Below are 18,418 nucleotides of genomic sequence, written 5' to 3'. Positions count from 1 at the left end.
CTGTGGCGAACACGCTCCACAACTCAGGACCGGCCACGTAGCATCAAAGTACGTCGTAGCTAGGAGTGTGGCGAAATGTTTGAGCGATTTACGGACCGTGCCCGTCGCGTAGTTGTGCTTGCCCAAGAAGAGGCACGCATGCTGAACCACAATTACATCGGTACCGAACACATCCTCTTGGGTTTGATCCATGAGGGTGAGGGCGTTGCCGCCAAAGCTCTTGAGTCCTTGAGCATTTCGCTCGACGGCGTTCGCGAGCAGGTGCAGGAGATCATCGGGCAGGGCCAGCAGGCCCCCTCCGGCCACATCCCCTTCACCCCCCGTGCCAAGAAGGTGCTGGAGCTCTCGCTGCGCGAAGCCCTGCAGCTGGGCCACAACTACATCGGCACGGAGCACATCCTGCTCGGTCTCATCCGCGAGGGTGAAGGCGTTGCCGCCCAGGTGCTGGTCAAGCTCGGCGCCGACCTCAACCGGGTCCGCCAGCAGGTCATCCAGCTCCTCTCCGGCTACCAGGGCAAGGAAACCACCGGCGCAGGCGTCGGCGGCGGACAGCCCGAGGGCGCACCCGCCGGTTCCGTGGTCCTGGACCAGTTCGGCCGCAACCTGACCCAGGCTGCGCGCGAGAACAAGCTGGACCCGGTGATCGGGCGCGAGCAGGAAATGGAACGCGTCATGCAGGTCCTTTCCCGCCGCACCAAGAACAACCCCGTCCTCATCGGTGAGCCCGGCGTCGGCAAGACGGCCGTCGTCGAAGGCCTCGCCCAGGCGATTGTCCGCGGCGACGTTCCGGAGACCATCCGCGACAAGCAGCTCTACACCCTGGACCTCGGTTCCCTGGTGGCAGGTTCCCGCTACCGCGGTGACTTCGAAGAGCGCCTCAAGAAGGTCCTCAAGGAGATCCGCACCCGCGGCGACATCATCCTCTTCATCGATGAGATCCACACCCTGGTGGGTGCCGGTGCCGCCGAAGGCGCCATCGACGCAGCCTCGATCCTGAAGCCCATGCTGGCCCGCGGTGAACTGCAGACCATCGGCGCCACCACGCTGGATGAGTACCGCAAGCACATCGAGAAGGACGCCGCCCTGGAGCGCCGCTTCCAGCCGATCCAGGTCAAGGAACCCTCTGTGGCACACGCCATCGAGATCCTCAAGGGACTGCGCGACCGGTACGAGGCACACCACCGCGTCACCATCACCGACGGCGCCCTGGCCTCGGCTGCAAGCCTGGCCGAGCGCTACATCTCGGACCGCTTCCTGCCGGACAAGGCGATCGACCTGATCGATGAAGCCGGTGCCCGGCTGCGCATCCGCCGCATGACCGCTCCGCCGGAGCTCAAGGCCATGGACGAGCGCATCGCCAAGCTGAAGATGGAGAAGGAATCCGCCATCGACGCGCAGGACTTCGAAGGCGCCGCTTCGCTCCGCGATAAGGAACAGAAGATGATTTCCGAGCGCGCGGAGAAGGAACGCCACTGGAAGTCCGGCGGCATGGACGACATCTCCGAGGTGGATGAGGATCTCATCGCCGAGGTGCTGGCCAACTCCACCGGCATCCCCGTCTTCAAGCTGACCGAGGAAGAATCCTCGCGGCTGCTCAAGATGGAAGACGAACTGCACAAGCGCGTGGTCGGCCAGAACGAGGCCATCAAGGCACTCTCCCAGGCCATCCGCCGTACCCGTGCAGGGCTCAAGGACCCCAAGCGCCCCGGTGGCTCGTTCATCTTTGCCGGCCCCACCGGCGTCGGCAAGACCGAGCTCGCCAAGGCACTCGCGGAGTTCCTGTTCGGTGAAGAGGACGCCCTCATCACGCTGGACATGTCGGAGTACTCCGAGAAGCACACCGTCTCGCGGCTCTTCGGTGCCCCTCCGGGCTACGTGGGCTACGAAGAGGGTGGCCAGCTGACCGAGAAGGTCCGCCGCCGTCCGTTCTCCGTGGTGCTGTTCGACGAAGTGGAAAAGGCCCACGCGGACCTCTTCAACTCGCTGCTGCAGATTCTGGAAGACGGCCGCCTGACCGACTCCCAGGGCCGCGTGGTGGACTTCAAGAACACCGTGATCATCATGACCACCAACCTGGGAACCAGGGACATCTCCAAGAGCGTTGCCACCGGCTTCCAGTCCGGCACCGACACGCAGACCGGCTACAACCGCATGCGTGCCCGTGTCACCGAGGAGCTCAAGCAGCACTTCCGTCCCGAGTTCCTGAACCGTGTTGACGACGTCGTGGTGTTCCCGCAGCTGACCCAGGACGAGATCATCGAGATCGTGGACCTGTTCGTTACCCGCCTGGAGAAGCGCCTCAAGGACAAGGACATGGGCATCGAGCTCACCACCGCCGCCAAGGTGCTCCTCGCAACCCGCGGCTACGATCCCGCCATGGGTGCCCGGCCGCTGCGCCGCACCATCCAGCGCGAGATCGAGGACCAGCTCTCCGAGAAGATCCTCTTCGGCGAGATCCACCCTGGCGACATCGTCGTGGTGGATGTCGAAGGCGAAGGCGACGACGCGAAGTTCACCTTCGCCGGCAACGCCAAGCCGCGCATCCCGGAAATCGCCCCGAGCGTCTAGTCACCACAGCCAAAGCCCCGCCACTCCCCAAGGAGCGGCGGGGCTTTCGCTATTAAGGCTTTCCTCCGTGGCTGGGTCCGCTCCGGCCCCGGCGCCATTTGCCGCTTGCTGCTCCTTCGTCGCTTTGACGCAAGCTACACAAATGACCCCGGCGCCCTCGCTAGGCGCCTTCCGGACAGGAGCCCCGTGCACGTTCGGATTTGAGCGGCCCTTCCCCGCATAACCGTTGTTGGGCAGCACCGGTTCTGCGGGTTGGGGCCGTGTCGCCACCCTGCCCTCAACTCATCCGGTACTGCCCGCACGAGGTGCCGGGTATCAGGGATTTATGTAGGCGCCGTCAAAGCGACGAAGGAGCAGGCGCCGGGAAATCTCTGATATCCGGCGCCGGACCCAGCCCCGGAAACGCACCCGGGCGCCGGGGCCGGAGCGAACCCAGCCACGGAGACGCACCCACGGTGGCGGGACGGGTAGGATGCAGTGGCGTGTGGCGGCTGTGATGCTCGGCACAAACCGTGTTGAATCGGGTTCATGGCTAACTTGGACCCGGCGATCCCGGATGAGCAACCACTGACCCCTTTCCACGACCTCGACCACTACCTGTCCATCCCGCGCGTAAACGGCCTGGCCCTGAGCCCGGACGGGTCGCGGCTGGTCACCACGGTCAGCACCCTGAACGGCAAAGGCACCGAGTTCGCCACTGCCCTGTGGGAGCTGGACCCGGCTGGGCAGAAGCGTGCACGGCGCATTACCCGCAGCGCCAAGGGTGAGGCCGGTGCCGCCTTCGCGGCCAATGGTGACGTCTACTTCACGTCCGCGCGTCCCGACCCGGACAGCCCGGACGAAGAGCCGGTGAACGCGCTGTGGCTGCTTCCGGCAGACGGCGGGGAAGCCCGCGTGGTCCTCAGCAGGCCCGGCGGCATCAGCAAAGTGATGACGGCCAGGGACGCCGACGCAGCGTTCGTGACAGCCGAGGTCCTGGCAGGGTCCGCGGACGAGGAGGACGACGCCGAACGGCGCAAGGCACGCAATGACAGGAAGGTCTCAGCCATCCTGCACAGCGAATATCCGGTCCGCTACTGGGATGCGGACCTGGGCCCGGGCCAGCCGCGGATTTTTGCGGTGGAAGCAGGGGAGGACAAGGCGCCGGCCAAGCCGGGAACCGTTGATGCCACCGCTCCTTTGGTTCTGCGTAACCTGACACCGGACGCCGGTCCGCGGCTGCGGGAAGCGGAAGCGGTGGTCAGCCCCGACGGCAAGACCATCTACAGCAGCTACACCAAACCATTGGCCAAAGCGGACAGCCGCTCCATCCTCGTGGCGGTGGATGTAGCATCCGGCGGCGTCAAGGTGCTGCTGGACCGGGAAGGAATGAGCTACTTCCCGGGTCCGGTCAGCCCTGACGGCCGGACCCTGGTGGTGGTCAGCGAAAGCGACTCCACCCCGCAGCAGGCCCCCGCCATCAGAATGCATCTGCTGGATGTCTCCGGCGGCGCTGCCGGGGATGCCCCTGGCCTGCAGCCCCTGGCCCACGACTGGGACCGCTGGCCCAAGCCCGTAGCGTGGCTGCCGGACGGGTCCGCCATCCTGGTGACGGCGGACGACGACGGCGCGTCGCCGGTTTTCCGCGTCAGCGTGCCGTCGGCTGCCGCTGAGGTGGGCGTCACCCGGGTGACGCAGGACGCGGCGGCCTACTCCGACGTCGTCATTTCCCCCGAGGGGCGACATGCCTACGCCCTGCGCAGCTCCTATGAATTCCCGGCCGAAGCCGTCCGGATCGACCTCGCCTCGGGGGAAACCACCCGCCTGCCCGCGCCGGCAGAGCGCCCGACCTGCCCGGGCCGCCTGGAGCGCATCGCCTCAACCGCGGCCGACGGATCCCGGGTACCCGCGTACCTTGCGCTGCCGGAGGGCGCCTCCGCGGATGATCCGGCGCCGCTGCTCCTGTGGATCCACGGCGGTCCCCTGGGATCCTGGAACGCCTGGACGTGGCGCTGGAACCCCTGGCTCCTGACAGCCAGGGGATACGCGGTGCTGCTGCCGGATCCCGCCTTGTCCACCGGCTACGGACAGTCCTACATCCAGCGGGGCTGGGGCTCCTGGGGGAAATCCCTTTACGGACCTGATGGCCGTGACCGACGCGGCGGTGGAAAGGCCGGACGTCGATGAGTCCCGGACCGCCGCGATGGGCGGCTCCTTCGGCGGCTATATGGCTAACTGGGTGGCAGGCAACACGGACCGGTTCAAGGCAGTGGTCACACATGCCAGCCTGTGGGCCCTGGACCAGTTCGGGCCCACCACTGATGCCTCACAGTACTGGCTGAAGGAAATGACCGCGGAGATGGCGCTCGAGAACTCGCCGCACCTGCACGCGGAAAACATCGGCACGCCGATGCTGGTAATCCACGGCGACAAGGACTACCGGGTGCCCATCGGCGAGGGCCTGCGGCTTTGGTACGAACTGCTGTCTAAGTCCCGGCTCCCGGCCGACCAGGATGGGCAGACACCGCACCGATTCCTGTACTTCCCGGATGAGAACCACTGGGTCCTCCAGCCGCAGCACGCCAAGGTCTGGTACCAGGTGGTGGAGTGGTTCCTGGCCCGGAACGTGCTGGGCAAGGACCTGGAACTGCCCGCTGAACTGGGCCTGTAAACTCCCAGCCTCCTTCGCCTCGTAGGATGGCTGTGTGACCCACTCCTTCCACATCCGCCCAGCACGCACCAGTGACGTCCCTGCCATCAAGAAGCTGGTGGCGCCCCTTGCAGAGGAGCGCATCCTGATGGCCAAGGAGACGGTGGCGTACTACGAGAGCCTCCAGGAGTTCCGCATCGCCGAGTCCAGCGACGGCGAAATGATCGGCTGCGGCGCCCTGCACGTGATGTGGGAGGACCTCGCGGAAATCCGCACCCTCGCAGCTTCCGGGGAATGGCGCGGCAAAGGGGTGGGGCACGTCCTGGTGGAAAGCCTGCTGGAGGAAGCCCGCGCCCTTGGCGTGGCCCGGGTCTTCTGCCTCACGTTCGAGGTGGACTTCTTCAAGCGCCACGGCTTCGAAGTGATGGCGGACCAGTCGGCAGTGGACCCGGAAGTGTACTCGGAGCTGCTGCGCTCCCATGACGAAGGCGTGGCGGAATTCCTTGACCTGGCACGCGTCAAGCCCAACACCCTGGGCAATACCCGGATGATCCGCACCCTCTAGGCACTTATGGCCAAGGCACTTAGCACAAGTGCCTTGGCTTTATTCGAATTGATGGATAAACTTCTGGCGGCCGGTATTTGGGGGGCCTCAGGAAAGGGACAGTCATTGGGGGCTGTCCCTTTGCTGCGTTCCGGGCCGGCCGTCCCGGCAGGGATTCGGCAATCCGGGTGGAAGGAACCTACCGCCACCTGCGATGACGGTAGTAGGGTCAAAAAACATATCCTTCAGGAGCACAGCCAGGAGCAACGCCGTGAAGAAACTCATCAACGATCCAAAATCCGTTTTCCAGGAAGCTGTCCAGGGTTTCGGCCTGGCGCACGCCGGACTGGTCACGGTCAGCGAAGACCCCATCTACGTCACGCGCAAGGACGCGCCAGTGGCCGGCAAGGTGGGGCTCGTTTCCGGCGGCGGTAGCGGTCATGAGCCGCTGCATGCCGGCTACGTGGGGCAGGGAATGCTCGACGCCGCGGTGCCGGGGGCGGTGTTCACCTCGCCTACGCCGGACCAGATCCTTCCCGCCACCCTGGCAGTCAACTCAGGTGCCGGCGTCGTCCATATCGTCAAAAACTACACCGGCGACGTCCTGAACTTTGAGACGGCGGCCGAGCTTGCCGAGGCCGAGGGCGTGAGTGTCCGCACCGTGCTGGTCAATGACGACGTCGCGGTGGAGGATTCCCTCTACACGGCCGGCCGTCGCGGGGTAGGCGGCACCGTGCTGGTGGAGAAAATCGCGGGCGCCGCTGCCGAACGCGGTGACGACCTGGACGCGGTTGCTGCCATCGGTGAGCGGGTCAACGCCAACGTCAGGACCATGGGCGTGGCCCTGTCGGCCTGCACTGTTCCGCACGCGGGCACGCCCAGTTTCGACCTGGCAGAGGATGAGATCGAGATCGGCATCGGGATCCACGGCGAGCCGGGCAGGCACCGCATTCCGATGGAAAACGCGGACGGCATCACCAACCGCCTGCTGGAACCGGTCCTGGCGGATTTGAAGATCGGCTCCGGGGACAAAGTGCTGCTTTTCGTCAACGGCATGGGCGGCACCCCGTTGAGCGAGCTGTACATCGTGTACCGGCGGGCCGTGCAGGTGCTCGCTGATGCAGGTGCCACAGTGGAACGGTCGCTGGTGGGCAACTACATCACCGCGCTGGAAATGCAGGGCTGCTCCATTTCGGTCCTCCGGCTCGACGACGAGCTGACGGAACTGTGGGACGCACCCGTGCACACCGCCGCGCTGCGCTGGGGCGTGTGACTGTGGTCCTGGACGTCAACTGGGCCGTGAAATGGCTGACCCTGTGCGCGCAGGCCATGGCCGAGCACCGCGTTGAACTGATTGAGCTGGACCGCGCCATCGGGGACTCGGACCACGGCGAAAACATGGACCGCGGCTTCCAGGCCGTCCTGGCCAAGCTCGGCGAATCCACGCCGGAGACTCCCGGGGCTGCGTTGAAGATGACCGCCATGACCTTGATGTCCAAAGTAGGTGGTGCTGCCGGGCCCCTCTACGGCACCGCGTTCCTTCGCGCCGCCACGGCCCTGGGTGATACCGCCGAGATCGATCCCGCCGCCTGGGCCGGTGCCCTGGCCGCGGCCCGGGACGGGATCGTGGCGCGCGGGAAGGCGGAGCCGGGCGACAAGACGATGGTGGATGCGTGGACACCGGCGGTTGATGCTGCCCAGGCCGCGGCCGAGGGCGATGGCAGCGACGTCCTGAGTGTCTTGGTGGCAGCCGCCGAGGCTGCCGAGGCCGGGGCAGTGGCCACCGATCCGCTCATCGCACGCAAAGGCCGCGCCAGCTACCTTGGCGAACGCAGCGCCGGCCACCGGGACCCTGGAGCTGTGTCCAGTGCGCTGATCCTGCGCGCAGCCGTCGGGGCAGCTGCGTGACCGTAAGCATCGTGGTGGTCTCCCACAGTGAAAAGATCGCCGACGGCGCGGTGGAGCTTGCCGCCCAGATGGCGCCCGACGTCGTGATCCTGGCTGCCGGCGGCACTGACGACGGCAGGATCGGCACCAGCTTGGAGAAGGTCCTTGCCGCCCTGGAAGGGGCCGGTACGGACCAGGCCGGTGCGGAAGGAGCCGGCGCTAAGGCTGGCGGGAACGGCACGGTGGTCCTGACCGACCTCGGATCAGCGGTGATGACCGCAGAATCCGCGATGGAGTTCCTGGAGAACCGTGCCGGCGTCCTGCTCGCCGACGCGCCGCTGGTTGAGGGCCTCGTGGCAGCTGCCGTGGCCGCGCAGGGCGGAGCGGACGTGCAGGCGGTCCGGGCGGCGGCTGAAGCGGCTGGACGTCCGGCCCGCCAACCGGAATCCGCACGGACGGAAGCCGCGGAGCCCGGAACCGTCAGCAGCGCACCTGATTGCACGGGCGACTTTGAACTCGTCAACCAGGCCGGCATGCACGCCAGGCCTGCCGCGAAGGTTGCAGGCGGCCTGGCCTCCCTTGATGCCGAGGTCACCATCAACGGGGTGGATGGCGCCTCCATGACAGGCCTGATGACCCTCGGTGCGGGCAAGGGCACCGTCCTGCATGTGGAAGCGTGGGGCGCGGATGCAGAACGGGCAGTGGAGTACGTGGGCGGGCTGGTGCAGGCCGGCTTCGGCGAGCCCTAAGCCCCGTGGCGGGTTCCTGCGAATAAGCTCGATGCCATGGAACGGCCGCTTGCAGAGAACTCCCAGGAAATCGAAGTGCTGGACGGCCAAATCTCCGTAGAGGAACTGCTCGCCGAACTCGGTTTCAACTGGAGTGCGGAACCCGTCGGTGGCCGTCCTGAACCCGGTACTGCCGGGGGCGAAACGTTCACCCAACCTGCACTGTTCTAGCCCGCTCCTGTTCCGGCCCGCATTGGCTCAGGGTCGGACTTGTTGGTGCAGCCCGGCGTCGTCCAATGTGACGGACGCGGACACCACTTTTCCGCACTGCTCACCGAAGGGGTATGCCGCCTGCGGCTGGAACTCCATGGAGCGCACCGGCAGCGCGGTTCCCTCCGGGCCCGTGCCTGACACGGTCACCGTCATGGGCGATTCGGTCAGGGCTTCCAGCATCAGCGCGCCAACTTTGGTGCCATCAGGCGAGGCAGTGGCGGAGCAGGAGCCCTCGGGGTTGCACCCTGAGTCCACAGAGGTGCTGCCCGGGCGGAGTTCGACGTCGGCCTCCTTGCAGGTGCCGTCCTGGCACGCCCGAGCGTGGAGCGCCCCGACCTCCGGCGAGTAAGCGGCGGTGACGGTTACGGAGACGGCGGTGGCCTGCGCGATAGCCGGGCAGGCGCTGGCTGCGAATCCGCAGCCGGAGATGACAGCGGAGGTGAGTGCCGTCGTCGTCAATGCCAGGAGCAGCCCGGGCTTGTGCATGCCTTCAGGCTACGCCGGGCCGGTCCGCCCCCGGCCGGGCCGGCGTCAATTGGAGGCAGCATTGTTATGCCTTCCGCCCTAATCCAGCGGGAAAATACCAATGAACCAGAACAGCGCGAGGGCAAAGACCGCGAAGAACGCAATCAGGCAGCCCATGGCGGTGCGCGGTTCCGAGGACACCTGGAGGGATTCGCTGGGGTTCTGCGGGTTGTAGGCCACCTCGATCAGCGACCCCGGCACGGGCTGCTCTACGCCCGAGATCTCGGACTTGCCCATGAAGAGGGTGCCCTGCCGATCGGTGAACTGGTAGGTGGGGTAGTGGCGGAGGTTCCGGCTGGAGCCGCCCACGCCGCTGGTCCAGCCGGTGGTGCTGCCGGTGACGGTCGCGTGGACCTTGGGCCATTCCGCCATCAGCTGTTCCTGGCGCTTGGTCCTGCGGGCCGCACGCACCAGCGAAAAGACCGCGGCCGCAACGAACAAGGCCCACACGATGTACAGAATGGTTTTCATGGCTTCCCCCGGTTCCAGTCACCAAGAAGTATGCCATCGCGGCAGTGCGCCCCCGGCAGGCCAGGAGGGTCAGGCGGGGAGCCGGTATCCGCCGTCCTGCATCTCGGCCAGACCGTCCGCCAGCAGTCCCGCCAGTGCCCGCTCCAGCTGCTCGGGGCCGGAGTTGAGCCGGTGCAGCGCGGCCAGCGGCACGCCGATTCCTTCGGTGGCGAACCCAAGATCGGCGGCCTCACGCTGGAACATGTCCGACGGCACGGGGGTTTCCGCCAGGCGCAGCACGGCCAGCACGGCGCCGCGGACCTGCCGGTCAGTGCCGTGCCAGGCCTGGCCTTTGGGAACGTACGACGGCGGGGGCCCGCCCGCGGCGAGCCAGGCACAGGAGTCTTTCACGGGGCAGTCATTGCACTTGGGTGCCCGGGCCGTGCACACCAGCGCCCCCAGTTCCATGACCGCAGCATTCCAGCGCACGGAGGTCTCGGCGTCGTCCGGCAACAGGGCGGCGGCCAGCCGCATCTCCGCCGCGGTCAGTGCGGGGGCGGGAAGCGCGACGCCGGAGACCAGGCGGGCGTGCACCCGCCGGATGTTGGTGTCCACTACGGTTTCGCGCCGGCCGTACGCGAAGGCGGCCACTGCCGCGGCCGTGTAGCTGCCCACCCCGGGCAGGGCCAGCAGCTCCGTGTAGGTGTCCGGGACCTGGCCGTCGTGGTCCTGGACTATGGCGGTGGCTGCGGCATGCAGGCGGAGGGCGCGCCGGGGGTACCCCAGCCGGCCCCACGAGCGGACAGCCTCCCCGGCCGGTTCGCCTGCCAGGCCAGCCGGGGTGCTCCAGCGCTTGAGCCATTCGTGCCAGACGGGGAGGACCCGGACCACGGGGGTCTGCTGCAGCATGATCTCGCTGACCAGCACGCCCCAGGGCGAGCAGTGGGGTTCACGCCAGGGCAGGTCGCGGGCAATTCCGGCGAACCAGGAGTTGATCCGGTGGTGGAGCATCGCGAGGTCTGCAGGGTCAGGGGGAGTGACCGCGGCGTCGATGGTGGAGGTTTGAGTGTCGATGCCCAATACCTTAGTTGATGGGTTTGGACTGGCTGAAACCCGGTGTCACCGGTCCGGTGTGACCAGTGCGATGGGCCTTCGGCGGCGTGGTGGCAGTGCAGAACCGGCGGCGTTCCCTAGCCTAGGAGGATGGGCAGGCAAGGCAATTCACCAGCACGCGGCACGGCATCCGGTTCCAGCAGCGTCCGGAAGCCGAGCGCCGCCGTGTACCGCCGCCGTCGCCTGGTTGTTGGAGCGGCGCTGCTGCTGGTGATTGCCTTGGTGGTCAGCGGGTTCGCGCTGGCGGGTGCCTTCAAGGGCGGTTCGCAGCAGGCGTCCTCCACCCAGCCTTCTTCCAGTGGCACGGCCGGCCCCTCTGCCTCCGCAACTCCGTCGGCTGCCGCCACCCCTTCCGCCTCAGCGTCGGCAACCACGTCCGCTACGCCGTCGCCCACTGCGTCTGCCACCCCTTCCTGCAACCAGAACCAAGTGACTGTTTCGGCTTCCACTGACAAGCCCGCGTACGGGCCGGGAGAAAACCCGATGCTCACCCTGAAGGTGACCAACGGCGGCACCGTCCCCTGTGAAGTCAACATCGGAACCTCGCAGATGGAATTCCTGGTGACCAGCGGCTCTGACCGGATCTTTTCTTCGAAGGACTGCCAGGCGTCAAGCGAGGACCTGGTGAAGGTGATTGCGCCCGGCGCCAGCGAAACCGCGAACTTCCCGTGGAACCGGAACCGCAGTGCCGATGGCTGCAAGGCCGTGGCCGCGGCGCCCGGCGGCGGTGGCGCGTACTACATCTTTACCGCCAAGCTGGGTTCGCGGGCCAGCCCCAAGGCGGTCTTCCAGCTGAACTGACCCCACCTCCCATCCATTGGTCCCCACCGGTTCCCTCGCCTCGCAAGCTCGGCCAGGGAACCCTGCCGGTGTGGGCCCATTGTGGCTTTCGCGGCTGAAAACGGCGTCTACCCGGCACTCGATGGGGGAGGCCGCCGGGGTTGCGCGGTGGGGTGGTGCCGCCGGGATGGCTCGATGGGGTGAAGTCTGGGGTGGTTAGAGGAAACGGTCCAGGAGGCTTGCTTCGGCCATCCGGCTAAGACCCTCCCGCACGGTGCGTGCGCGCTGGTCGCCGATGCCGTCGACCGTCATGAGGTCGTCGATGGTGGCGGCCATCAGGAACTGCAGGCCACCGAAATGGTCCACCAGTCGGTCTGCAACGGCCTTGGGGACTGCCTTCAGGCCGGACAATAGCCGGTAGCCACGGGGCTGCACCACGGCGTCCAGGTTTGCTTCGCCGCCCGCAAATCCCACGATCGCCGAGATCCTGCCCAGGTCGATCAGTTCGGTCGGCCCCAGGCTGACGAGTTCATTGACGGCCTTTTCGATGTCTTCTGCCGACGCATTGGGGCTGGCGTAATCACGGATGATCACGTCGCTGCCCGGTCCACGGCCCACTGTGAGCTCGTCCAGCTGGAGGGAGAGGAGCCGGCCGTCCTCACCCAGTTCCAGGACGTACTGCGAGATTTCCTCCGAAATGCGGCGGACCATTTCCTGCCGCTGCAGGGTGACAGCCACATCGCGCACCGTCACCATCGCCTCGATTTCCAGGGCCGAGAGCGAACTGGTGACCTGGTCCAGCCGGGCGCGGTAGCGCTCCAGCGTGGCAAGGGCCTGGTTGGCGCGGGCAAGGACGTTCTCGGAGCCCTCCAGGACGTGCCGCAGCCCGTTGACGTAGAGGGCGATGATCTGCATGGACTGGCTCACGGAGATGACGGGCACGCCCGTCTGGATGGCCACCCGCTCCGCTGTGCGGTGCCGGGTGCCCGACTCCTGGGTCTCAATGCTTGAGTCCGGGACCAGCTGGACCGCGGCCCGCAGGATGTTGCCGGCATCCTTGTCGCAAATAATGGCGCCGTCCATCTTGGCCAGTTCGCGCAGGCGGGTGGGCGAGAATTCGATACCGATATCGAATCCGCCGGAGCAGATGGAATCGATGGTGCGGTCGGAGCCGAGGACGATCAGTGCGCCGGTGCGCCCGCGGAGGATGCGTTCCAGGCCGTCGCGGAGGGGTGTTCCGGGTGCAACCCTGCCCAGAGTGGCCCTCAGCGATTCTTCGGGGCTCCGCGCCATAGGTGTTTCCCTTCAAAGGTGCGGACAGCCACCCGCAGGAATGCCGGCGTCCGCTGTTGGCCGGCAGGATCAAAAAGTGCAGTGATTCCCGCAAGCTCAATGATAGGGGTAAGAAATCCAACTTCCGCACGGTCAAGCCCCAAAGTGGCCCATTAGGGGGTGCCCGGAAGGGCCGGGAAAAGGGCTTTTGGGCGCCTTGCCGGGCGGGTACTTTCGGCCCTTTCGACCATGGCCCTCCAGTGATGGCCGCAGGCGTTGCTCAGGCCGATGGTCCCAGGGGCGTCACCGTTTTGGTGGTGCTGTCCCAGAGCCGCGCCGCTGTACAGCGGCCACCAAGGCGCAGGTCGAGCAGGTCCATCGCAGCTCCGAGGTGCTGCCCGGGAATCCGCCGGGAGATGGTGATGTGCGGTGTCCAAGCCCCCGGACACGTGAGCGGCAGCGCCCCCGACAGGCCCTGGTGCAGGAGGCGGTGCAGGTCCAGCAGCGGACCGGTCGGCAGGACCGACCGGGCCAGGACGTACTTTCCGGCGCCGGCAGGAAAAATGATCGCTCCGGAAAAGGTGACGTCCAGGGGCAACCGCTGCCAGGGACCTTCCGGCGCGGCACCCAGGCCAGCGCCGGAAACCAGGCCCGCGTCTGCAACCAGGTCTGCGTCTGCAAGGAGGTCCGCGCCGGCGGCAAGGGTGATGTGCGGGCTGTTGCTGGGGGAGGTGTGCGCTGCCAGGCTGGGGAGCCCAGCGGCCGCCAGCCGCGCCCAGTCGGCCCTGATCAGGGAATCCGTGGGGCCATCAAAGACCAACTCGATGCTCCGCATGAACCCATCATGCCGCTACCCGCCCCGCTGCCCGGCTCCCCAATTCCCGCTCCCCGCTGCCCATGCGCGCCGACCGGTGCCGGCTACGTAGCCCGGCCGCCCCGGGAGGCTTCAGCGCTTCAGGTCCCTGAGCATCCGCTCCAGATCCCTGCTGACTTTCGAAAGCGATGCGGCGCGGAGGGCCTGGTGCTCAGCAGCTGTTTGCACTCCCCGCTTCCGGGAGCTGGAAGGAAGGGCCGGCGCTGGTCCCCGCGCCGCGGGAGCACCACGGCCTGCCGGGGCGCTGGTGAGCACATGGGTTGCCAGATTGGTGGCCAGGGGGTCGAAGAAAAGGTTGCCGGTGAAAGTGGCGCCATCCATCATGTGCCCAAAGCTAACCGGCCAGCGTTTCGCTGCTTTGAACGTCCGGTTTCGCCTGCGTTAAGCGCAACCGGTCCCGTTTGCAGCCCTGCGATAAACTTGTACTTTGGCCGTTCGCCAATCACATTCCCGCCCTCGAGCCGCAGCGCAGTACCCGAAAGGCCCTGGGCAGCCACAACCGCAGCGAAGGTAGCACCGTGTCCCAAGATGTCCTGACCCCCGCCCGGATCTCCGGCATCCACAAAGAGGCAGGCCGCCGCAGGACCTTTGCTGTCATCTCCCACCCGGACGCCGGCAAGTCCACGCTCACCGAGGCGCTGGCCCTGCACGCGAAGGTGATCGGCACCGCGGGCGCTTCCAGCGGCAAGGCCAACCGCAAGGAAACCGTCTCCGACTGGATGCAGATGGAAAAGGACCGCGGCATTTCCATCAGCTCCGCGGCGCTGCAGTTCTCTTACCGCGACACCGTCATCAACCTGCTGGACACCCCGGGCCACGCCGACTTCTCCGAGGACACCTACCGGGTGCTCGCTGCCGTCGACTGCGCCGTGATGCTGGTGGACGCCGCCAAGGGCCTGGAAACGCAGACCATGAAACTCTTCGAGGTCTGCAAGCAGCGCAACCTGCCCATCATCACCGTCATCAACAAGTGGGACCGACCGGGCCTGGACGCGCTGGCGCTGATGGACGAAATCACCGAGCGCACCGGACTGCAGCCCATGCCGCTGACCTGGGCCGTGGGCATCTCGGGTGACTTCCGCGGCGTCTGGGACCTCCGCAACGACCGCTTCGCCCGTTTCCAGCGCAACAACGCCGGCGCCCAGATCGCCATCACCGAATACTTCACCCCGGAGGAAGCCGCGGAAAGCCAGGGCAGCAACTGGTCCGACGCCGTGGACGAGGCCGGACTGGTGATCGAATCAAATCTCGAGTTCGACGTCGACGCGTTCCACGCCGGCAAGGCCACCCCCATCCTGTTCAGCTCCGCGGCGCTGAACTTCGGCGTCAAGGAACTGCTGGATGCGCTGGTGGACTTTGCCCCGCCGGCGGCGCCGCGCCCCGACGTGGACGGCAACCCCCGTCCCGTGGAATCCCCGTTCTCCGGGTTCGTCTTCAAGGTCCAGGCGGGCATGAACAAGGCGCACCGCGACCATGTGGCCTTCATCCGCGTCTGCTCGGGGGTCTTCGAGCGGGGCATGGTGGTCACCCAGACCCGCACCGGCAAGTCCTTCGCCACCAAGTACGCGCAGCAGGTGTTCGGCCGCGAACGCGAAGTCATCGACGAGGCGTACCCGGGTGACGTGGTGGGCCTGGTCAACGCCTCCTCGCTGCGCGTGGGCGACAGCCTGTTCCTCGAGGACCCGGTGGAATACCCGGCCATCCCGCTGTTCGCCCCCGAGCACTTCCAGGTGGCCCGGTCCAAGGACCCCAGCAAGTTCAAGCAGTTCCGCCGCGGCATCGAGCAGCTGGAACACGAGGGCGTCATCCAGGTGCTCCGCTCCGACGTCCGCGGTGACCAGGCGCCGGTGCTTGCCGCCGTCGGCCCCATGCAGTTCGAGGTGGTGGAGGACCGCATGGCGCACGACTTCAGCGCACCCATGCGCCTGGAACGCCTGCCCTACTCGCTGGCAAGGATTTCGACGGCGGATGCCATGCCCGCGCTGGCAAACGTCCCCGGCGCTGAGGTGCTGTTGCGGTCCGACGGCGAATACCTCGCCTTGTTCAACGACGTCTGGGCGCTGCGGCGGATCGAAAAGAACCACCCCGACCTGACGCTCGTGCCCATCGGCACGCACAACCCCGCAAAGTAGGGCCCCATGGCTGCAATCCAACCCCGCGCACTGGTCACCGGCGCCGGCACCATCAACCCCCTGGGTTCCACGGTCAAGGAAACCTGGGAGGCCCTGCTTGACGGGCGCTCCGGGATTGCGGCCCTGGAGCAGGACTGGGCAGAGCAGCTGCCGGTCAGGATCGCCGGGCAGGTCACGGCGGACCTTTCGGAGCACCTGAGCACCCGCGAGATGAAGCGGATGGACCGGTGCGGCCAGTTCGCGCTGATTGCCGCACGGGAGGCGTGGGCACAGGCCGGCGCCCCGGAAGTGGACCCGGAACGGTTCGCCGTGGTGATCGGGTCCGCGTACGGCGGGCTCGGTTCCACCATCGAGCAGGACCGGGTGCTGGGACAGTCAGGCCCGCGCAAGGTTTCCCCGCATACCCTCACCCGGCTCATGGTCAACGGCCCGGCCGCGTGGGTGTCCATGGACCTGGGTGCCCGCGGCGGCGCCCGGACCCCTGTCAGCGCCTGCGCCTCCGGGGCTGAGGCGATTGTCCAGGCAGCGGAGATGATCCGCTCCGGTGCTGTCGACGTCGTGATTGCCGGCGGCGTGGACGCTTCCGTGAACGACCTTGTGATCAGCGGCTTTTCCCAGATCCGTGCCCTGTCCACCCATGCGGGTGATCCTCAGCTTGCCTCGCGGCCCTTCGACGGCGGCCGGGACGGCTTTGTGCTCGCAGAGGGCGCCGGCGTGGTGGTGCTGGAAAGCGAGGAGCACGCCCGTGCCCGCGGCGCCGCCGTCCTTGGCGCCGTGGCCGGGGGAGCCGTGACCTCCGACGCAAACGACATCGTGGCCGCAGATCCCGCCATGCAGCGGCGGGTCATGCAAAAGGCCCTGGATTCTGCGGGAATGGGGCCGGCCGACATCGGATTCGTTCACGCGCACGCCACCTCCACTCCGGTGGGGGACCGGCTGGAAGGCCAGGCCATCAACGCGGTCTTCGGTGCTGACGTCCCGGTCACTTCCACCAAGGGGCATACCGGACACCTCCTGGGTGGCGCCGGCGCCCTGGCCGCCGTCGTGGTCATCGAAGCCCTCCGGACCGGCAAAGTTCCGGGGACGCTGAACGTGGAGGCACTGGACCCGGAAGTGGACCTTAACGTCCTCACCGAAGGCACCCACCAGCTTCCGCCGGGCTACGCCCCGGCCGGGCTGGTGAATGCCTTCGGTTTTGGTGGCCACAGTGTGGCGCTGGTGCTGACCGCCGGTTAGGCCTTGCTGGGAAGCGGTGCGGTGGTGGGCAGTTCCGCGCTTATCCCGGCCGCCGCGGCATCAGCCCCGCTGCGGCGTTCCTTCAGGAAATAGACCAGGCCGGCCGCTACAGCCGAAGCGGCAGCCAGGGCGAAGAGCCCCGGGATGACGCTGCCTGTCTGCTCCTTGATAATGCCAAAGCCAAACGGTGCCACGAACCCGCCCAGGTTGCCCAGCGAGTTGATGATGGCGATGGCCGGTGCCAGTACCAGCGGGTGCAGGCCGGACTGCGGGATGGTCCAGAACAGCGGTGACGCGCTCTTGAACCCCATGGCTGCGATGGCCAGGAATACCAGTGCCAGCACCGGCGAGGCCACGGCCGCCGCGTAGGTTCCGGCGGCGGCCACCAGGAGCGCAACCACCAGCAGGGGCTTCCTGGACCGGGCCTTGTCCTGCCACTTCGCGGCGAAGTACATCGCGAACACGGCACAGATCCAGGGGATGGAGGACAGGAATCCGGCCGAGAGGTCGGTGGTTCCGGGAATCCGCTTGACGATGCTTGGCAGCCAGAAGGTGTTGGCATAGATGGACAGCTGGATGGCGAAGTAGATGCCGCACAGGAGCAGGATCTGGGGGTTCAGGAGCATCTTCCAGCGGTTGACCTTTCCGCTGTCAGTCTTGGTGTGCTCCGCGTCCTCGGCATCTATGGCGTGGGACAGCGCGTCCTTTTCCGCCGCCGAGAGCCACCTGGCATCCGCGATCTTCGCGTCGAGCAGGAAGAACACGGTGATGCCCACCAGGACGGACAGAATGCCCTCGAAACCGAAGAGCCACTGCCAGCCGTGCATGCCCAGTGCCCCGTTCAGGCTCAGCAGCATGCCCGCGATGGGCCCGGAGATCGCGGCGGCCACCGAGGAACCGGCGATGAAGACCGCCGTCGCCTTTCCGCGCTGGCCGGCAGGTACCCAGCGGGCGAAGTAGAAGATGACGGCCGGGAAGAAGCCGGCCTCAGCAGCGCCCAGCAGGAACCGCAGGACGTAGAACATGGCCTCGTTCTGCACGAACGCCATGAGGAACGAGACGATGCCCCAGCTGACCATAATCCTGGTCAGCCAGACCTTGGCACCGTACTTTTCCATCATGACGTTGCTGGGGAGCTCGAAAATCGCGTAGGCGATGAAGAACAGCCCGGCGCCGAAACCGTAGGCGGCGGCGCCGATGCCAACGTCAGCCTGGAGGTGGTCCTGGGCGTAGCCGATATTGGACCGGTTCAGCTGGTTGCAGACCAGCATGACCAGCATGACCGGGAGCACGCGCTTGAAGAACTTCCTGGTGGCAGATGCCAGGTCCAGGACGGCGTTGTCCACAGACTTCATTGAATGTTTCCTTTGGGGTGGGGATAGGCAAGGCGGGGGCCTTGGAGAAATT

General features: G+C 66.8%; 16 protein-coding genes and 1 pseudogene. 10 read left to right on the top strand and 7 right to left on the bottom strand.

What is annotated here, in order from left to right:
• Positions 1-75: 75 nt before the first annotated feature.
• From Q9R31_RS08605 to Q9R31_RS08575, 7 genes and pseudogenes are all read left to right on the top strand, one after another.
• A complete protein-coding gene (locus Q9R31_RS08605) occupies positions 76-2,568 on the top strand; it encodes an ATP-dependent Clp protease ATP-binding subunit (protein ID WP_311262301.1) in 2,493 nt (830 codons plus the stop codon).
• A gap of 528 nt (positions 2,569-3,096) precedes the next feature.
• A pseudogene (locus Q9R31_RS08600) lies at positions 3,097-5,218 on the top strand (prolyl oligopeptidase family serine peptidase).
• Between the two features lie 34 nt (positions 5,219-5,252).
• Positions 5,253-5,762, top strand: coding sequence for an amino-acid N-acetyltransferase (locus tag Q9R31_RS08595; protein ID WP_311262300.1), 510 nt, complete (start codon positions 5,253-5,255; stop codon positions 5,760-5,762).
• Positions 5,763-6,012: 250 nt separating this feature from the next.
• Entirely contained in the window at positions 6,013-7,014 is a 1,002-nt protein-coding gene (gene dhaK / locus Q9R31_RS08590; RefSeq protein ID WP_311262299.1) for a dihydroxyacetone kinase subunit DhaK, read from the top strand.
• Between the two features lie 2 nt (positions 7,015-7,016).
• Complete coding sequence (dhaL, locus tag Q9R31_RS08585; RefSeq protein WP_311262520.1) at positions 7,017-7,649, top strand: dihydroxyacetone kinase subunit DhaL; 633 nt, start codon at positions 7,017-7,019, stop codon at positions 7,647-7,649.
• Positions 7,646-8,377 carry a dihydroxyacetone kinase phosphoryl donor subunit DhaM gene (gene dhaM, locus Q9R31_RS08580; protein ID WP_311262298.1) on the top strand — a complete coding sequence of 244 codons (732 nt, stop codon included), beginning with the start codon at positions 7,646-7,648 and terminating at the stop codon, positions 8,375-8,377. Before dhaL ends, dhaM begins: the two co-directional genes overlap by 4 nt.
• 36 nt (positions 8,378-8,413) lie before the next feature.
• Complete coding sequence (locus Q9R31_RS08575; protein WP_311262297.1) at positions 8,414-8,587, top strand: hypothetical protein; 174 nt, start codon at positions 8,414-8,416, stop codon at positions 8,585-8,587.
• A 27-nt stretch (positions 8,588-8,614) separates the two neighbouring features.
• On the opposite strand, the gene Q9R31_RS08570 is transcribed toward Q9R31_RS08575, so the two are convergent.
• The 3 genes from Q9R31_RS08570 to Q9R31_RS08560 form a co-directional block, all read right to left on the bottom strand.
• Entirely contained in the window at positions 8,615-9,115 is a 501-nt protein-coding gene (locus Q9R31_RS08570) for a hypothetical protein (RefSeq protein WP_311262296.1), read from the bottom strand.
• Between the two features lie 78 nt (positions 9,116-9,193).
• The gene (locus tag Q9R31_RS08565; RefSeq protein WP_311262295.1) at positions 9,194-9,625 is read right to left on the bottom strand and encodes a DUF3592 domain-containing protein; all 432 of its coding nucleotides are present in this window, start codon (positions 9,623-9,625) and stop codon (positions 9,194-9,196) included.
• 69 nt (positions 9,626-9,694) lie between these two features.
• Positions 9,695-10,615: an A/G-specific adenine glycosylase gene (locus Q9R31_RS08560; protein WP_311262519.1), complete on the bottom strand. Its 921-nt coding sequence runs from the start codon at positions 10,613-10,615 to the stop codon at positions 9,695-9,697.
• A gap of 192 nt (positions 10,616-10,807) precedes the next feature.
• On the opposite strand from Q9R31_RS08560, the gene Q9R31_RS08555 reads away from it, so the two are divergent.
• Entirely contained in the window at positions 10,808-11,518 is a 711-nt protein-coding gene (locus tag Q9R31_RS08555; RefSeq protein WP_311262294.1) for a hypothetical protein, read from the top strand.
• A 195-nt stretch (positions 11,519-11,713) separates the two neighbouring features.
• Here Q9R31_RS08555 and disA read toward each other — a convergent pair whose 3' ends face one another.
• The 3 genes from disA to Q9R31_RS08540 form a co-directional block, all read right to left on the bottom strand.
• Positions 11,714-12,790 (bottom strand): DNA integrity scanning diadenylate cyclase DisA, encoded by a 1,077-nt coding sequence (gene disA / locus Q9R31_RS08550; RefSeq protein WP_311262293.1) that lies wholly within the window; start codon positions 12,788-12,790, stop codon positions 11,714-11,716.
• A gap of 259 nt (positions 12,791-13,049) precedes the next feature.
• Positions 13,050-13,604 carry a 2'-5' RNA ligase family protein gene (locus tag Q9R31_RS08545; protein WP_311262292.1) on the bottom strand — a complete coding sequence of 185 codons (555 nt, stop codon included), beginning with the start codon at positions 13,602-13,604 and terminating at the stop codon, positions 13,050-13,052.
• Positions 13,605-13,715: 111 nt separating this feature from the next.
• Positions 13,716-13,967: a hypothetical protein gene (locus Q9R31_RS08540; RefSeq protein ID WP_311262291.1), complete on the bottom strand. Its 252-nt coding sequence runs from the start codon at positions 13,965-13,967 to the stop codon at positions 13,716-13,718.
• A gap of 194 nt (positions 13,968-14,161) precedes the next feature.
• Between Q9R31_RS08540 and Q9R31_RS08535 the strand changes: the two genes are divergently transcribed.
• Both Q9R31_RS08535 and Q9R31_RS08530 read left to right on the top strand, forming a co-directional pair.
• Positions 14,162-15,775, top strand: a complete 1,614-nt coding sequence (locus tag Q9R31_RS08535) for a peptide chain release factor 3 (protein ID WP_311262290.1) — start codon at positions 14,162-14,164, stop codon at positions 15,773-15,775.
• 6 nt (positions 15,776-15,781) lie between these two features.
• Positions 15,782-17,011 carry a beta-ketoacyl-[acyl-carrier-protein] synthase family protein gene (locus tag Q9R31_RS08530; RefSeq protein ID WP_311262289.1) on the top strand — a complete coding sequence of 410 codons (1,230 nt, stop codon included), beginning with the start codon at positions 15,782-15,784 and terminating at the stop codon, positions 17,009-17,011.
• Here Q9R31_RS08530 and Q9R31_RS08525 read toward each other — a convergent pair.
• On the bottom strand, positions 17,008-18,366 hold the full coding sequence (locus Q9R31_RS08525) for an MFS transporter (protein WP_311262288.1): 1,359 nt from the start codon (positions 18,364-18,366) through the stop codon (positions 17,008-17,010). The genes Q9R31_RS08530 and Q9R31_RS08525 overlap by 4 nt on opposite strands.
• Positions 18,367-18,418 lie beyond the last annotated feature (52 nt).

This window comes from Pseudarthrobacter sp. BRE9, from assembly GCF_031844305.1.
Classification (GTDB): Bacteria; Actinomycetota; Actinomycetes; order Actinomycetales; family Micrococcaceae; genus Arthrobacter.
This window is presented reverse-complemented; position numbering and strand designations above follow the sequence as displayed.

Bases quoted from the DNA above. Each gene is read 5' to 3' on its own strand.
- Q9R31_RS08605 (WP_311262301.1), top strand. From the start codon at position 76: ATGTTTGAGCGATTTACGGACCGTGCCCGTCGCGTAGTTGTGCTTGCC.
- Q9R31_RS08575 (WP_311262297.1), top strand. From the start codon at position 8,414: ATGGAACGGCCGCTTGCAGAGAACTCCCAGGAAATCGAAGTGCTGGAC.
- Q9R31_RS08570 (WP_311262296.1), bottom strand. From the start codon at position 9,115: ATGCACAAGCCCGGGCTGCTCCTGGCATTGACGACGACGGCACTCACC.
- Q9R31_RS08565 (WP_311262295.1), bottom strand. From the start codon at position 9,625: ATGAAAACCATTCTGTACATCGTGTGGGCCTTGTTCGTTGCGGCCGCG.
- Q9R31_RS08560 (WP_311262519.1), bottom strand. From the start codon at position 10,615: ATGCTCCACCACCGGATCAACTCCTGGTTCGCCGGAATTGCCCGCGAC.
- Q9R31_RS08555 (WP_311262294.1), top strand. From the start codon at position 10,808: ATGGGCAGGCAAGGCAATTCACCAGCACGCGGCACGGCATCCGGTTCC.
- disA (WP_311262293.1), bottom strand. From the start codon at position 12,790: ATGGCGCGGAGCCCCGAAGAATCGCTGAGGGCCACTCTGGGCAGGGTT.
- Q9R31_RS08545 (WP_311262292.1), bottom strand. From the start codon at position 13,604: ATGCGGAGCATCGAGTTGGTCTTTGATGGCCCCACGGATTCCCTGATC.
- Q9R31_RS08540 (WP_311262291.1), bottom strand. From the start codon at position 13,967: ATGATGGATGGCGCCACTTTCACCGGCAACCTTTTCTTCGACCCCCTG.
- Q9R31_RS08530 (WP_311262289.1), top strand. From the start codon at position 15,782: ATGGCTGCAATCCAACCCCGCGCACTGGTCACCGGCGCCGGCACCATC.
- Q9R31_RS08525 (WP_311262288.1), bottom strand. From the start codon at position 18,366: ATGAAGTCTGTGGACAACGCCGTCCTGGACCTGGCATCTGCCACCAGG.